At 43.2% G+C, this 15,224-nt stretch carries 10 protein-coding genes, 9 pseudogenes and 1 other annotated feature; of the genes and pseudogenes, 6 read left to right on the top strand and 13 right to left on the bottom strand.

The window, feature by feature from the left end; genetic code table 11:
• A partial coding sequence (locus tag ACJHWR_RS24435) for an IS1 family transposase (RefSeq protein ID WP_000851394.1) occupies positions 1 to 96 on the top strand: 96 nt, incomplete at its 5' end.
• 179 nt (positions 97 to 275) lie between these two features.
• Here the strand turns inward: ACJHWR_RS24435 and ACJHWR_RS24440 are convergent.
• The 3 pseudogenes from ACJHWR_RS24440 to ACJHWR_RS24450 form a co-directional block, all read right to left on the bottom strand.
• Positions 276 to 789, bottom strand: a pseudogene (locus tag ACJHWR_RS24440) (DUF4113 domain-containing protein); the annotation flags it as partial.
• Between the two features lie 60 nt (positions 790 to 849).
• A pseudogene (locus ACJHWR_RS24445) lies at positions 850 to 957 on the bottom strand (AAA family ATPase); the annotation flags it as partial.
• Positions 950 to 1,279 (bottom strand): annotated as a pseudogene (locus tag ACJHWR_RS24450) (IS21 family transposase); the annotation flags it as partial. The pseudogenes ACJHWR_RS24445 and ACJHWR_RS24450, both read right to left, overlap by 8 nt.
• A 745-nt stretch (positions 1,280 to 2,024) precedes the next feature.
• Between ACJHWR_RS24450 and ACJHWR_RS24455 the strand changes: the two are divergent.
• Positions 2,025 to 3,002 (top strand): RepB family plasmid replication initiator protein, encoded by a 978-nt coding sequence (locus ACJHWR_RS24455; RefSeq protein ID WP_000361611.1) that lies wholly within the window; start codon positions 2,025 to 2,027, stop codon positions 3,000 to 3,002.
• Between the two features lie 284 nt (positions 3,003 to 3,286).
• On the opposite strand, the gene ACJHWR_RS24460 is transcribed toward ACJHWR_RS24455, so the two are convergent.
• The 5 genes and pseudogenes from ACJHWR_RS24460 to ACJHWR_RS24480 all read right to left on the bottom strand — a co-directional run.
• The gene (locus ACJHWR_RS24460) at positions 3,287 to 4,027 is read right to left on the bottom strand and encodes a tyrosine-type recombinase/integrase (protein ID WP_001066954.1); all 741 of its coding nucleotides are present in this window, start codon (positions 4,025 to 4,027) and stop codon (positions 3,287 to 3,289) included.
• 682 nt (positions 4,028 to 4,709) lie between these two features.
• Positions 4,710 to 5,612, bottom strand: a complete 903-nt coding sequence (locus ACJHWR_RS24465; protein WP_001312822.1) for an antimicrobial resistance protein Mig-14 — start codon at positions 5,610 to 5,612, stop codon at positions 4,710 to 4,712.
• A gap of 68 nt (positions 5,613 to 5,680) precedes the next feature.
• Positions 5,681 to 6,790: an SDR family oxidoreductase gene (locus ACJHWR_RS24470; protein ID WP_000771475.1), complete on the bottom strand. Its 1,110-nt coding sequence runs from the start codon at positions 6,788 to 6,790 to the stop codon at positions 5,681 to 5,683.
• 432 nt (positions 6,791 to 7,222) lie between these two features.
• Complete coding sequence (locus tag ACJHWR_RS24475; RefSeq protein ID WP_000280980.1) at positions 7,223 to 8,176, bottom strand: omptin family outer membrane protease; 954 nt, start codon at positions 8,174 to 8,176, stop codon at positions 7,223 to 7,225.
• 1,252 nt (positions 8,177 to 9,428) lie between these two features.
• Positions 9,429 to 9,652: pseudogene (locus tag ACJHWR_RS24480) on the bottom strand (integrase core domain-containing protein); the annotation flags it as partial.
• A gap of 138 nt (positions 9,653 to 9,790) precedes the next feature.
• Here ACJHWR_RS24480 and ACJHWR_RS24485 point away from each other — a divergent pair.
• Positions 9,791 to 11,004 (top strand): IS3 family transposase gene (locus ACJHWR_RS24485; protein WP_182638387.1). Its coding sequence is split into 2 segments (ribosomal slippage): positions 9,791 to 10,079 and positions 10,079 to 11,004, totalling 1,215 coding nucleotides; the frame shifts between segments, so codons are not numbered across the junction.
• Positions 10,072 to 10,188: a sequence feature (AL1L pseudoknot), on the top strand. (Overlaps the previous gene by 117 nt.)
• 147 nt (positions 11,005 to 11,151) lie before the next feature.
• On the opposite strand, the pseudogene ACJHWR_RS24490 reads toward ACJHWR_RS24485, so the two are convergent.
• Positions 11,152 to 11,420: pseudogene (locus ACJHWR_RS24490) on the bottom strand (integrase core domain-containing protein); the annotation flags it as partial.
• A gap of 56 nt (positions 11,421 to 11,476) precedes the next feature.
• Between ACJHWR_RS24490 and ACJHWR_RS24495 the strand changes: the two are divergent.
• Positions 11,477 to 12,174, top strand: a protein-coding gene (locus ACJHWR_RS24495) for an IS1-like element IS1B family transposase (RefSeq protein WP_095033700.1) whose coding sequence is annotated in 2 segments (ribosomal slippage) — positions 11,477 to 11,726 and positions 11,726 to 12,174 — 699 coding nt in all. Because the reading frame shifts where the segments join, the coding sequence is not laid out codon by codon here.
• A 16-nt stretch (positions 12,175 to 12,190) separates the two neighbouring features.
• Here ACJHWR_RS24495 and cvaC read toward each other — a convergent pair.
• The 3 genes and pseudogenes from cvaC to ACJHWR_RS24510 all read right to left on the bottom strand — a co-directional run.
• Positions 12,191 to 12,388, bottom strand: a pseudogene (gene cvaC / locus ACJHWR_RS24500) (colicin V); the annotation flags it as partial.
• The gene (gene cvi / locus ACJHWR_RS24505) at positions 12,366 to 12,602 is read right to left on the bottom strand and encodes a colicin V immunity protein (RefSeq protein ID WP_014640552.1); all 237 of its coding nucleotides are present in this window, start codon (positions 12,600 to 12,602) and stop codon (positions 12,366 to 12,368) included. The gene cvi and the pseudogene cvaC, both read right to left, overlap by 23 nt.
• Positions 12,603 to 13,143: 541 nt before the next feature.
• Positions 13,144 to 13,347 (bottom strand): annotated as a pseudogene (locus ACJHWR_RS24510) (hypothetical protein); the annotation flags it as partial.
• Between the two features lie 172 nt (positions 13,348 to 13,519).
• On the opposite strand from ACJHWR_RS24510, the pseudogene ACJHWR_RS24515 reads away from it, so the two are divergent.
• Positions 13,520 to 13,687: pseudogene (locus ACJHWR_RS24515) on the top strand (colicin-B); the annotation flags it as partial.
• A 17-nt stretch (positions 13,688 to 13,704) separates the two neighbouring features.
• On the opposite strand, the gene cbi reads toward ACJHWR_RS24515, so the two are convergent.
• Complete coding sequence (gene cbi, locus ACJHWR_RS24520; protein ID WP_000203272.1) at positions 13,705 to 14,232, bottom strand: colicin B immunity protein; 528 nt, start codon at positions 14,230 to 14,232, stop codon at positions 13,705 to 13,707.
• 243 nt (positions 14,233 to 14,475) lie between these two features.
• On the opposite strand from cbi, the pseudogene ACJHWR_RS24525 reads away from it, so the two are divergent.
• Positions 14,476 to 15,144 (top strand): annotated as a pseudogene (locus ACJHWR_RS24525) (lipid II-degrading bacteriocin); the annotation flags it as partial.
• Positions 15,145 to 15,224: the final 80 nt, after the last annotated feature.

A 15,224-nucleotide genomic window follows, 5' to 3' on the forward strand; every position in this document is an offset into this window, starting at 1 on the left:
GCACGGCTGGGACGGAAGTCGCTGTCGTTCTCAAAATCGGTGGAGCTGCATGACAAAGTCATCGGGCATTATCTGAACATAAAACACTATCAATAAGTTGGAGTCATTACCTGCTTTTTCGGTTGAAAAGAAATTGATTGAATTACTGGAAAAACAATCTGGTCTCCATACGTCTGTGGATTGCAGTACTCCCCTTACAGAGCAGAGTCTGTCGAGAAATGACGGTGAAGACCAGACCAGAAGAAACGCTGAAAATATGTTCGGAGATGACTGAACTAACCCAGCCTGGCCAGGGGAATATCTCGCCATTTAGTTGTATAACACTGACTCAACATTTCCCGTTTCATTTGCCATTCAGGGGCGGTTCCTCGCCCCGCAAACCACACTTTCCCTTTTCCCGACTGGTTCAGTTCATCGAGTGTTTTCATTAACTTTTCACTGTTTTTACGGGGCTGGATTTCATCAAATAATCCCGGCTGCGCTATACCCGATGGTGTGAAATCAGCCAGCATGACTCCTGCCTTCATATAGCGGTACCCTTCACGCCAGACATGGTTTAAGGCTCTGCATGCGGCGGCAATAATGTCCCGGCTGTCCTGTGTGGGCAATGAAAGCTTTTCCACAGCGGCATTGCTGTAACAGGGTTCAGGGGGATGTCCGTACAAATGTCGTCACCTGCCGGCAATACTGACTCTCCCCACGTAGTTTCTCTGCGGCCCGCTCTGCATACTGAACAACAGCCTGGTGCATGGCATCTTTGTCTGTGATTCGTTCACCAAAACTGCGACTATGTCAACGCCACGATGTTTGACCGTTATTTGCCATTTTCATGCCCGCTAAATACTTTCGTTACTGATGCTGTCCGCTTTGCACCATTTCATCATCACTGATTGGCGTTGTGTTTTTGGTCAGCACTCCAGCTTTACGTTTCTCTTTTAACCGGTAACTCTCTCCTTGTTCTTTTTGACGGACGCATTTTACGTTTGGGCTGGATGTAGTAACGCAGCATGGAACGTCCGCCCGTATAACCCATTGCCTTAATCTCCGCGAAGATAACCTCGCTATTCCAGACATTCTCTGCCAGGCGCATGTCGATGTAATCCATAAACGGTTTCAGCTTAACCATTTTGTGGCGGGTCTTTCTGGCTGGCGGTTCAGGGTATTTGAGGTAGCGTCTGACCGTCCGTTCAGAGCAACCAATCTGAGCCGCAATATCGACAATGTACGCGCCCTGCTGGCGCATTTGCTTTATCATGTAAAAGTCCTCTCTGCTCAGCATGTTGATGTCCTTTCTGGTGTGAGAACCTTAAGGAAACAACATGTTGGGTGGAGCGGACAATCCAAATGGTGAATTACCGTCTTATATCACTGGCGCTGACACCTGTAGTTTGTATACACAATCCCTGGCATTGAAACACACATATGAAGTGTACTTCGGATATGACCGTACGCTCAGGAAGTACGGCAGATTCCGTCAAAAATTACCTGTAAAGACAGACATCAGAAAAAACAGTGCTCGCCGCAGACCGGTGACCGGGCGAAGCCCGCGAACCGGCGAGGAAGCGCAATGTATCTGTAGTTACAGGGAGCAGGTACGCCCTGAAGCCCTTTCATAAAACGGTTGTGTGCGCTGTCCTTCTGGAATGATTTATCCACATATCCGGAGGCCCGATCCAGTAAACAGATCCATGAATGATCAACAAAGGATCCATTAAAGATCCCCATATCGCTGCAAACCTTGTCACTCATGGGCCGGGACCACGATCACATAAGCTGTGGCATGTTACTGATAAACTGTAACATGCTAATGATAAGCTGTATTCAGTAATCCATATACTGAAGTAAGTTAATGACATAAACTATGGTCAGTATGCCAGACTCAGTTGTTAAATACAGGCTGCAGGTTTTTCTTCAGTCAGTTAGCGGAGTTCTGACACACGATTTTCTGTTTATTCTTTTACTGTCCACAGGCTGGAGGCTTTCTGGAAAACGAAAATTCAGACATCAAAAAACTGTTCGGCGAGGTGGATAAGTCCTCCGGTGAGCTGGTGACACTGACACCAAACAATAACAACACCGTACAACCTGTGGCGCTGATGCGTCTGGGCGTTTTTGTACCGACCCTTAAATCACTGAAGAACAGTAAAAAAAATACACTGTCACGTACTGATGCCACGGAAGAGCTGACACGTCTTTCCCTGGCCCGTGCTGAGGGATTCGATAAGGTTGAGATCACCGGCCCCCGCCTGGATATGGATAATGATTTCAAGACCTGGGTGGGGATCATTCATTCCTTTGCCCGCCATAACGTGATTGGTGACAAAGTTGAACTGCCTTTTGTTGAGTTTGCAAAACTGTGTGGTATACCTTCAAGCCAGTCATCCCGCAGGCTGCGTGAGCGCATCAGCCCTTCCCTGAAGCGCATTGCCGGTACCGTGATTTCGTTTTCCCGTACCGATGAGAAGCACACCCGGGAATATATCACCCATCTGGTACAGTCAGCTTACTACGATACTGAGCGGGATATTGTGCAGTTACAGGCCGATCCCCGCCTGTTTGAACTGTACCAGTTTGACAGAAAAGTCCTTCTCCAGCTTAAGGCGATTAATGCCCTGAAGCGACGGGAGTCCGCCCAGGCACTCTACACCTTTATAGAGAGCCTGCCCCGGGATCCGGCACCGATATCGCTGGCGCGGCTGCGTGCACGCCTCAATCTGAAGTCTCCTGTATTTTCCCAGAACCAGACGGTCAGACGGGCAATGGAGCAGTTGCGCGAGATTGGATATCTTGATTACACGGAGATCCAGCGGGGGCGGACAAAATTCTTCTGTATTCACTACCGGCGTCCCCGGTTAAAAGCGCCGAATGACGAGAGTAAGGAAAATCCGTTGCAACCTTCACCTGCGGAAAAAGTCAGTCCGGAGATGGCGGAGAAGCTTGCCCTGCTTGAGAAACTGGGCATCACGCTGGATGACCTGGAAAAACTCTTCAAATCCCGCTGAACATAAACTGTAGTCAGTGAAGAGCGCTCCTTTACTGACTACAGCTTATATTAACCGGCGCAGTGAGTGGTCTGCTCACTGCAGTTTATATTCTGTTTCCTGCAGTGCTGTCTGTAGCTGAGCTGCCATCTGCCTGTCCCTTACGTAAGTGATCCCGTAACCTGATCCTGAGGCATTGCTCCCTTCATAAAACATGACTTACTCACTACAGCTTATATACATGCTCCAGCTTATGTTATGTCTGTTCTGCTGACCACAGCTTATATAAGGAAGCGCGTATGCCGTCACCTCAGGGGAGGCAGTGTACGCAGGATCTCCGCAGCATCCCGCCCGTCACCTGTGAAAGGCACTGCCAGCGTGGCAGCCATATCCAGTGCAAACACTCTGGTATAAACCTCCATCGAACGTGGATCCCTGTGACCAACCAGTGCCTGGATGACTTTCCGGGGCTGGCGGTGATAGAGCATGTGCATGATATAGCTGTGCCGGAAGGTGTGTGGTGTGACCGGAATCGAAAAGTGTACTCCGTCAGCTTCGGCCCGTCTGACAGCCTGCTTCAGCCAGTTGCGCATGGTTTCGTCGGTCACGGCCCATAATGGTTCACGACGACGGGGCCGGGTGGTGATCATCCAGCTTTCCATCTGCCTGACATAGCTTATATCTGTCAGCGGAACCAGGCGCACTTCATCTTTTGGCGGGCGTCCGCGTCGCGCACGCACTTTTTCGGACAGGATCCGCACAAACGGTCTTACTCCATTCAGGTCAAATGATTCCGGCGTCAGCATCCGGGCTTCGCCAATACGCATTCCGGTATTCCAGAGGGTGGCGAACAGCATATGGTGACGCTGATCCGGCATATAGAAGAGAAGGGCACTCACTTCCGGGGCCAGCAGGTAGGCCGGTGTGGCCCCCGTGGAAGTGGCCATTCTTCTCAGGGAGAGCGCTGTTGCAAAATCCACCCCCGGCGCAATGGGTAACAGGGAGACGCGTTCAGGTGAATTCTGCAGGGGAATGACATTGTTCATGAGTTATTTTTCACGTAGCACACGCACTGTTTATGGATACAGGTATTCTGACCTGAACGCCCGGATCCTTCCACGACAATAAATCGCAGCGCGCGGATCCTTTTGTTTGATTATCACGCATTATTGCGGGTAAAACCAAATACATAAAGGCGCATTTTGCCGCTGGGATCCCGTCTTAAGCCAGTCATGGTGCGGGCTGAGGGCTGGTTTACCGTTTTTGGGAGAATTGGGGTAATGCCAGGACAGGCAGAAACGGAGAAAAAATCCTGCAGACGCCCTTAAAAGACAACTGAAAATTTCTGACTCCATATTCCTCTGGTTTCAGACTGCTTAATCACATCATCAACCTGATACATAACAAACAGATTCTGTTCACAGAATGAACAATTAAGTAAATGGTTAGATTATGCGAAAAAGTACAGATATTTCTCACCATCGTTATTGAATAATATGTCTTCACACAAACAATATTAATATTTTGAGTGTAAGCCCTGACTCAAAGAAAGAAATGTCTGTTTTCGGAATCAAAAATATATAGTTATCAAAATACATTAATTTCAAATTTGAAATTAATGTAAAACGATTTAGTAAATGTTATGATATTATAAATCTACTCCTCCATGTTTAGAGGAGTATTTGCAGACTGGACGCTCTTATATAGTTACTTACCTTTATACATATTCTAACATAAGCATTTACCAACCTTACAGGGAACAGACCATAGTAGTTTATATTTCCATTCAGGTCTGAATGCACCGATAGAATATATCATCTTTTTATTATTATCCTGACAATACCTTCGCGCTTTATCTATATTCAGCCACATAAGGACACTTCCCGGACTTAGTTTCATGCAATTCTCATCATTCAGAACTGCACCATTTGGAACGTCATAATAAACATTACATGAGCTTTCAGATTTCAGTACTATATCAATAGCACACGGTTTATTATCCCAGAATAGCACATGGCCAAACATAAGTTCTCGTAAGTGAGAAATAAACATTAACAGATTATCATATTCGTAGCAAGGTAGGGTACCTCCAAACCGGGAATGAAAAAGTGATATATAAGAGCTGGATATTTCTTTATCGGATAACTGGCTTATACACTTAATCTCTCCGCCATTCCTGATAAATCTCTGGATTTCATTTCGGCGAGTTTTTTCAAATTTAGGTGAAAAAGATTCCTTTATAATACAATTTTGTTTTTTTCTGGCTATTTTCCATGTTGCATTGATAATATTTTGTTTATTTATAATTGATAATTTATTAGTTTTATCCGGAAAAAAACATCTTGCATGTGGGGAAAAAGGAATTAATACCTCATCAGATGAAAGAGGATAAGACCTTCTTGCCATTATCCCAATTTGTTTTCCATTGCACAGAAAATATGAGCCTTTGATATCACCATCTTTTTCATAGTGAAAAAAATCAAACTTCCAGTCATGATGTATCATAAAGTATGAAACAACATCCGGATGCATGTTTACACTACCACCGTATTTTTCAAAAGTTTTTTTGTACGTTTCGAATGTAGATGGTTTCCAGGCCGTAATAATGCGCTTTATATTTTTAATTGACAAAGTCATATCCTCGGCGTTTTTATATATTATGAGTGCAACACCAACAATAATTCTGATTATGATAAATATTATTTAAAATCAACTTCCATTTGTTGTTGAATTGAAAGGTGTTTTGTCGTTTCTATACAGTATTTAATATAATCAGTAAACTTTGGCGGTTTAGGCATTCCGATACTCAGTAGCTTGTCGTTACTGAAACAAACATTGAGCATACTGAACGCTCCATATAAACGAATGGCTTTTAACATAAGGCGTTCGTTACAGGGACCAAAAATATTTTTAAAATCATGACGGCTCATTGCCAGTATGTCATAACTGACTTTAGTATATCTGTCTCCAACAGGATCACAGTTCAAAGCACGGGCTACAGCTTCGTCAATAGCAGAGAACGTCACACTACTTTCTTTACCTGCTGATATATGAACAATCTCACCATTAATTAACGAGCTTTCAAGCAACATTAGCAATGCATCAGCACAATAATCTACAGGGATAACATCTATTTTATCATCCAGAGAGCACATAAATTTTTGCAACATTAACCCCATTCTGAATACCCAGAAAATACTGGTTGAAGGTAAGCACCCTAAACGACTGTGGCCAACAATAATTGATGGTCGGGCAACCAACAAAGGTAAATCAGGACACTGCTTACGCATCAGATATTCTATTGTTGCTTTTGAATGCGTATACTCCACTAAATGTTCACCTGTTTCTGATGAAGCAGACTCTTCCTTAACTAGCGACCCCGTATGAGGTGTACAAGACATAGCAGTACCAACATGAAGGAAGCGTTTCAGTCCTGCCACTTTTGCCATTCTTCTTGCAAAAGCAAGTGTACCTGTAACATTCACATTCCATATAAAAGGATTATTACCAAAAGAAGCTATAGCCGCACAGTTTATAACATGAGTGACTTCATCAAGACGAGGATCCATGAGAAAGGCTTCCGGATTATTTAGATCCCCAGGCAAGATGTTATCATTAGTTAATGCATGCAACCTTTCCTCACAAACATTAAATTTACGCATATTTTCTTTAATTCTTTCCAGTCCCGCTTGTGGAGTAGGTGCTCGTACTAAAAGTAGCAAATTTATATTATTACAGTTATCCAGCAGCTTATCCAGGACCGCGCCACCAAGAAATCCTGTTGCACCTGTAAGTAATAATAATTTCATATCTAACCTCTTTTGTTTTCATGTGATCATTATAAAAATAAATTATCTTACATAAACAATGATTAAACAAAATCAAGAGAGATTAAATGTAAAAACAATGTTTATTTTTATACGGCAGAATCCTTCAGGTTATTGCGTGTGTTTTTATTGGATGGTCTTCTTATTATTGACGAGTAATAGAATTATAATAAAGTTCATATTGTTAACATCGCTTATCAATTATTTTTATGTCGATAACACTGTGTCGTTATGCATGAAGAGTGGCAGGGCAGCATCTTTAAAAATACAAGAGTTAACAGAAACACTTTTATCGTTGAGCACATATACCCTCCACATATTATAAAAAATCAAAAGACCACCATCAGAAGTGCTGGCCTTTTGTTTATCATATTTAAAGTGTCATGAAAAAGTTAAAAACAGGCATGCTTCAGGTTAAAAATAATACTTCAGACCAGCTGTGGTCATAAAGTTATAGCTTTCAATGCCTGCACCATTTTTGGTGTGATCAGATATATTCAAATTTCTGGAGTACAGAGAAGTATCACCTTTCTTATTAGTAATACGGTTCCATGTTCCTTCGACATAAACTTTAGCTGCAGGTGTAATATAATAACCAGCATGTAGTGAGACAGAGTAATAGTTCTGATTATTTACATCGCTACGATAGGTGATCCTTTTCTCAGGGTTGTAATGCTCATCATTATCCGATGCCTTCACCCATCCGCTATATTTGAAACTCCCCCCGAACTCAAAGCTATCATACCGATAATTACCGGTTAACCCTATATAGGGCATTTTAAAGTGTTGTTTGTAGCCTATAGCTCTTTCACCATCTGGAAATGATCCCGTTTCATCCCGGAAGCCTCCCTCACTACTATAGATATAAGAGCCTCCTTTTGCTGTAAAGCTATAACGATTTTCCTGGTAACCAGCCATAAGACCTAACTGATAGTCTGGTTGATTCAGGAGCCATCCCTTAATATTCAGGTCGAATTCATTAGCAAAATTTAGACGGGTATTCGGATGTTTACTCTCATCAGTCCAGGTTCCGGGATTGCTCGTATCCAGCCAGTCCCTGTCCACCATATTGCCTCCACGACCAGCTAATGTTGTCCACCCTGAGGCACCGACAGATACTCTGGGTAACAGATCCCAGTTAAATGCCCCCTTGACAATTGGCGCATTACTGTATTTCCAGTCCAGCTGGCTGGCTTTGCGCCCTTTTTCTTCAGGCAGATAAACCCGTTCTTTGGCCTTGCCACTTAAAGTGCCAAAATCAATCTCCGTACTGATTTTCTCCGGTGTAAAAGAAAGCCCAGTATCAGAAGCCAGTGCAGCAAACGCTACAGGAGCTGAGAGTGCAGTAGCAAGAATCTTTAAGTACATAGACAAGTTAACTCCATTCCACTCGTTTGTTTTTGATAAATATTTTTTTATTTACTCGTAGTAGTCAACTGAAAAATGCTGTTTTGTTTAACGTTTGTTTACAATGTGGCCACATGTCGCTTTATTTATTCCCTTTTATGTCAGAATATCAGGGGAGTCAGTCAAACCCGGTATGATTACTGCCCCGGTCATCCATGTTCCAGAAAATATCAGGGCATACAGGGCGCTGGTAACTGCGAATAAGGCCCTGGTCGGACACTTTATGCCGGGAACGTCTGTAACGTGGAAACCGGTACCTTCTTCCTGGGGTTATTTTGTTAACTCTTATCTAAAGGGAGACAAAATGGCCAAATCCTGCGATTATGAAGCAATCAGGGTCTTTATTAGCGTTAATGTCGGCAAATATACCAATAACGCCATTACAGTTAATTATTCAGATAGCGTTTGTGCGACAAGACATTACCATTCGACGAAAATAAACTCAGGTGGTTGATATCAGAAATCAACCGTGGCTCCACCTACAAAAAAAGTTGCTGGTTTATAAATCCCTCCTTTCTGATTAATAAGAAAACTAATAACATATGAGTGTGATTACTTGTTCAGATAAGTTAATTATCTTAGTGATTGATATTTATTTTGTTTCAGTGAAAATGATGCTTTTATTAGAAAATTTATAAATACCAAGTCGGTGGTGTTTATTAGTGTAATGGAGGGGAGTGCGTAAATCGTTCATGTAACACTTCCTTCCAATAATACTTTATAAATCAATAGATGTATGATTACTTATTTCCTGAAATATCATATATATTGCTATATTTCTTAACGAGATATTCTTATTTTATTGATAATTGCATCTCTTTTATTTAATGTAAAGCTTTCTTATTAATCTTCTAATGTATTGCAAAATGGTAGATGCTGAGTAATCAACAGACTTGTATGTAAAGTCAAGATTAACGTTGCTAAAGCACGCATCAATTTTCTGATAAAAGGATGGGGTTGTTTTTTTCGATAAAAAAAATTCTTGTCTAACCACTGGTGAAATAAGATTATTATTACCCCGAATTAATACTGAGCCTAACAATAGAATACAAAAAAAACAAAATGCTTTAAATAAGGGGAGCACTATAAGTTATCCTCTTTACTTTATGCTTACCAACTCACTTATGTTACTTTATAACATAACCCATCTTGCGTTGTAAACAGACTCGTTTTAGTTCCATGCACCTTTTGAGATCGTGACCAAATAATGGCGTTAGTGATGTTCTTCCAGTGTCATATGGTTAAGTAGTTGATATGGCGTTCACTGTTATATTCTGACAACCAGTTTGCCGCCAGTTCCCGCTTTTCATCCAGCGTTCTGAACAGACAAAAACCGAGTATTTTTGTTCGGTATGTCCGGTTAAAACTCTCGATAAAAGCGTTCTGCGCCAACTTACCTGATTGGGTAATCTCCAGTTTTACTACATGTTTTTCTGCGCATTACGTCCGTGTTGGATAAAAAAAATCCTGGCCATAATCTATGCGAATCATAGCTGGATAGACATGGTTTTCCGCAATCCTTGAACCGCCCCGGGAATCCTGGAGACTAAACTCCCTGAGAAAGAGGTAAACAGGATGACTAAAAATACTCGTTTTTCCCCCGAAGTCCGTCAGAGGGCGATTCGTATGGTTCTGGAAAGTCAGGGCGAATATGACTCACAGTGGGCGGCAATTTGTTCCATTGCCCCAAAGATTGGCTGTACACCGGAGACTCTGCGTGTCTGGGTACGCCAGCATGAGCGGGATACCGGAGGCGGTGATGGCGGGCTCACCACCGCTGAACGTCAGCGTCTGAAAGAGCTGGAACGTGAAAATCGTGAACTGCGCCGCAGTAACGATATCCTTCGCCAGGCTTCCGCTTATTTTGCGAAGGCGGAGTTCGACCGCCTCTGGAAAAAATGATGCCACTGCTGGATAAGCTGCGTGAGCAGTACGGGGTCGGACCGCTATGCAGCGAACTGCATATTGCCCCGTCAACGTATTACCACTGTCAGCAACAGCGACATCATCCGGATAAACGCAGTGCCCGTGCGCAGCGCGATGACTGGCTGAAGAAAGAGATACAGCGCGTATACGATGAAAATCACAAGGTATACGGTGTGCGTAAAGTCTGGCGTCAGTTGTTACGGGAAGGTATCAGAGTGGCCAGATGCACTGTGGCACGTCTCATGGCGGTTATGGGACTTGCCGGTGTTCTCCGTGGTAAAAAGGTCCGTACGACCATCAGCCGGAAAGCCGTTGTCGCAGGCGACCGCGTAAACCGTCAGTTCGTGGCAGAACGTCCTGACCAGTTGTGGGTGGCTGATTCTACTTACGTCAGCACATGGCAGGGGGTCGTCTATGTGGCGTTCATCATTGATGTGTTTGCCGGATACATCGTGGGGTGGCGGGTCTCATCGTCTATGGAAACGACATTTGTGCTGGATGCTCTGGAGCAGGCGTTATGGGCCCGTCGACCGTCCGGCACAGTCCATCACAGTGATAAAGGTTCTCAGTATGTATCGCTGGCCTACACACAGCGGCTTAAGGAAGCCGGATTACTGGCATCAACAGGAAGTACAGGCGACTCGTATGACAACGCGATGGCGGAGAGCATCAATGGCCTTTACAAAGCGGAGGTAATACACCGTAAGAGCTGGAAAAACCGTGCAGAAGTGGAACTGGCCACACTCACGTGGGTGGACTGGTATAACAATCGACGATTGCTGGAAAGGCTGGGCCATACTCCTCCGGCAGAAGCAGAAAAAGCTTATTATGCTTCCATCGGAAACGATGATCTGGCAGCCTGAGTTCACAGATAAAACACTCTCCAGGAAACCCGGGGCGGTTCACCTACAGAGTACCGCTACCACTTGTGAAGCTGGCAGATTCAGATTGTTTTCAATCGACAACGCCTCATAGTTAAAGTCATCAACGACATTGAACGTGTGAAGTGGTCAACAAAAACTGGCCACCGAGTTAGAGTTTTTCCAGTATCGATTTTCCGATTCGTTTGGGGATAACCCACCGTTATATTCGTGCGGTCTTAGTGCGCTGTAATATCCAACGATATAGACCGTTATGGCGTGAGCGGCCTCGCAGAAGCTTCGTAACCCACCACCGGCATCCATTCGTTCTTCAGACTCCTGAAGAAGCGTTCCATTGGGCTGTTATCCCAGCAGTTTCCGCGCCGGCTCATACTCTGCCTGATCTGGTATCGCCACAATGGTGATGCTGCCAACTTACTGATTTAGTGTATGATGGTGTTTTTGAGGTGCTCCAGTGGCTTCTGTTTCTATCAGCTGTCCCTCCTGTTCAGCTACTGACGGAGTGGTGCGTAACGGCAAAAGCACCGCCGGACATCAGCGCTATCTCTGCTCTCATTGCCGTAAAACATGGCAACTGCAGTTCACTTACACCGCTTCTCAACCCGGTACGCACCAGAAAATCATTGATATGGCCATGAATGGCGTTGGATGCCGGGCAACCGCCCGCATTATGGGCGTTGGCCTCAACACGATTTTCCGCCATTTAAAAAACTCAGGCCGCAGTCGGTAACCTCGCGCATACAGCCGGGCAGTGACGTCATCGTCTGCGCGGAAATGGACGAACAGTGGGGATACGTCGGGGCTAAATCGCGCCAGCGCTGGCTGTTTTACGCGTATGACAGGCTCCGGAAGACGGTTGTTGCGCACGTATTCGGTGAACGCACTATGGCGACGCTGGGGCGTCTTATGAGCCTGCTGTCACCCTTTGACGTGGTGATATGGATGACGGATGGCTGGCCGCTGTATGAATCCCGCCTGAAGGGAAAGCTGCACGTAATCAGCAAGCGATATACGCAGCGAATTGAGCGGCATAACCTGAATCTGAGGCAGCACCTGGCACGGCTGGGACGGAAGTCGCTGTCGTTTTCAAAATCGGTGGAGCTGCATGACAAAGTCATCGGGCATTATCTGAACATAAAACACTATCAATAAGTTGGAGTCATTACCAACCGGATGGAGACATTGCAGGATTAGGTTTGTGAGTGGATGCATAGTCATATATTGCACCTCCAGCCACACCCCCAGCAGCTGCTCCAATTCCTCCTGCAACAAATTGTCCGGATAGTGTTCCTATAGCCATCGCAATATCACGCCCTGAAGCACCACCAGAAACAGAATCTAATTCATTTAGAGTCAGAGTTCTCATATGATCTCCTTTTTATCTTATCGGATATTGAATAATAATTATCACCAACAAAGTAACATATTGCAGACATTAATATAGAGAAGCAAAATGTATGCATGGATAAAAAGTCCTTTCCTCTAAAAACACAATCATATATAGCTAATGCAATATATATTGCGGTGGCATTTATTATAAATGCAAATAACAACTCTAATTTTGTTCTTTTTCTATCCATTACTTTTTATCCCATTACTTTCTATCCCATTACCATACAAACACTAACGATAATGATTATCGTTCACATAGTCAAGAGTGAAGGGGAGGGGGCCCTCACCCCCTATAAGGGGTCCGCTTGGAAAACGGATTTCCCCACGTCAAGAGAATTGAGTTGAACGAGTGGTTACATCCAAGCCAGCTAACTCACTGAACGTAAAGGATGTACGAAATGCTCCTACCGTCCGATAACCATTTGGCTTACTTCCGTACATTCCCTTGCGTAGATGTTCAGAATTGTACGATTTCGGACACCAAAACCGCTGTTGTCCCGCCATTCTGGCGATTCCTGAAAGTCATTTGACTAAAAAATAGTCTTAACGTGGTTTATTTTCCGAATTCCAAGCGGCCCGCCCTACATTTATACAATGTCCGGCAGGGCATAAAAGGGGCGAAAGAAAATACCTGGGCGAAGTCGCTGAACATCATTCTGGCGATTTCAATAAAGGTACTTGCTCACGCTCTGTCATTTTCTGAAACTCTTCATGCTGCATTTCGATTTTCCTTCTAAGATCATAACTCGCATACCTGTTCTTTTTATGTATATCTATATCTATTTTTGTGACGAGTTCAAACCACAATGTTCGCACTCCCCATGCAGCGTTATGAAACATTTCCGCAACGGCTATAGAGTCTGTATTAACTGCTTCAGTCATGTAGTCGCTAATACGTTCAGCGGTAATTTTCGTTATTTCATCGTAATTCATTTTATCTCCTACAAGATTATTTAATGGAATGCAAAATATCTGGCCTGATAATAATGTTCCAGAATTAATATCTGCAGGCTATGTTAAGTTGTCCCCACACACAATCTACCTGTTTTCTCGTGTGTGCCACAGGAGCAATACATAAATAGTCTGGCCATTAAGTTCGTAACCAGCTGCTGTAGCTCTTAGTTTGTTTTCTTTGACATTAGGCTCGGCCCTTATAGCCTTTGGTCTTCCGGCCACAGTTGTTGGTTTTGTTGGCGTAGTTATTGCAGGTGCTATTGGTGCATTTATCGATGATAAATTTGTTGATGAGTTGAATCACAAGATCATAAAATAATTAAAAGGAAGGCAGTGTTACTGCCTCCCTTTAAAATATTTAATGACAAGCAATGGCATCAGTAAAATCGCATATGTCATGGTTAAAACAGTAAAGTAAATGGAGCAGTATAAAATAAAAAGAGTGATGACATTATGAGATAATAATTTAAAAAAACCACCTGCTGTTGTTAGTTCCAGATTATAGAACAGTGTGATATAAATCAGAATGGCATAAAAAACGGCCCCCCAGAAACAGGATTGCACAACAAGTTTTCTTGTTACTGGCTTTATGATTTCTCTTGTCTTATATGTGCAAAGAAAAACGAGAATACCCATAACTGGTGCTGTCTTGTTGTAGTTTGACATAAGTGCTGTCATGACGGGATCATGCAATGATGTAATAGAAGGGAGAAATGCAACCTTATTATATAAGTAGTACAGCACTTGAGAATATGGATTATTTATCCGAAGTATTAATATAGCCATTAATGGAATAATACCGATTATGGAAAATGCATATAATATTTCGTTTGCTTTCTTGTTCTTATCTTTATTGCTGGTCATATATATACCTTTTTGTATTTTTATATATAGATTATATATCAGAGTTCTCAATATATTTCCAGTATTTAATGGAGTGTACAGATATATATCTTATATATGGTAGTTCAGGTGCTTCCCTACCATTTTTAACGGCATATCCGGCAAACAATGTTATGGGGAGCCTCTCTCATGGGGTTCGTTCGCCGGTGTAAGCGTTAGCCAGCCGCGAACTCTATTATCTTATTAACTTATAAGGAGTTATGTATGGAAACCTTAACTGTTCATGCACCATCACCATCAACTAACTTACCAAGTTATGGCAATGGTGCATTTTCTCTTTCAGCACCGCATGTTCCTGGTGCTGGACCTCTTTTAGTCCAGGTTGTTTATAGTTTTTTCCAGAGTCCAAACATGTGTCTTCAGGCTTTAACTCAACTTGAGGATTACATCAAAAAACATGGGGCTAGCAACCCTCTCACATTGCAGATCATATCGACAAATATTGGTTACTTCTGTAACGCCGACCGAAATCTGGTTCTTCACCCTGGAATAAGCGTTTATGACGCTTACCACTTCTCAAAACCAGCGCCAAGTCAATATGACTATCGCTCAATGAATATGAAACAAATGAGCGGTAATGTCACTACACCAATTGTGGCGCTTGCTCACTATTTATGGGGTAATGGCGCTGAAAGGAGCGTTAATATCGCCAACATTGGTCTTAAAATTTCCCCTATGAAAATTAATCAGATAAAAGACATTATAAAATCTGGTGTAGTAGGTACATTCCCTGTTTCTACAAAGTTCACACATGCCACTGGTGATTATAATGTTATTACCGGTGCATATCTTGGTAATATCACACTGAAAACAGAAGGTACTTTAACTATAGACTGGCCCCATGAATCTCCAGACAACCAATATCACTTAAATAAGTGATAGTCTTAATACTAGTTTTTAGACTAGTCATTGGAGAGCAGATGATTGATGTCTTAGGACCGGAGAAACGCAGA

The sequence above is a fragment of the Escherichia sp. WS568 genome, from assembly GCF_046486085.1.
Taxonomy (GTDB): domain Bacteria; phylum Pseudomonadota; class Gammaproteobacteria; order Enterobacterales; family Enterobacteriaceae; genus Escherichia; species Escherichia coli.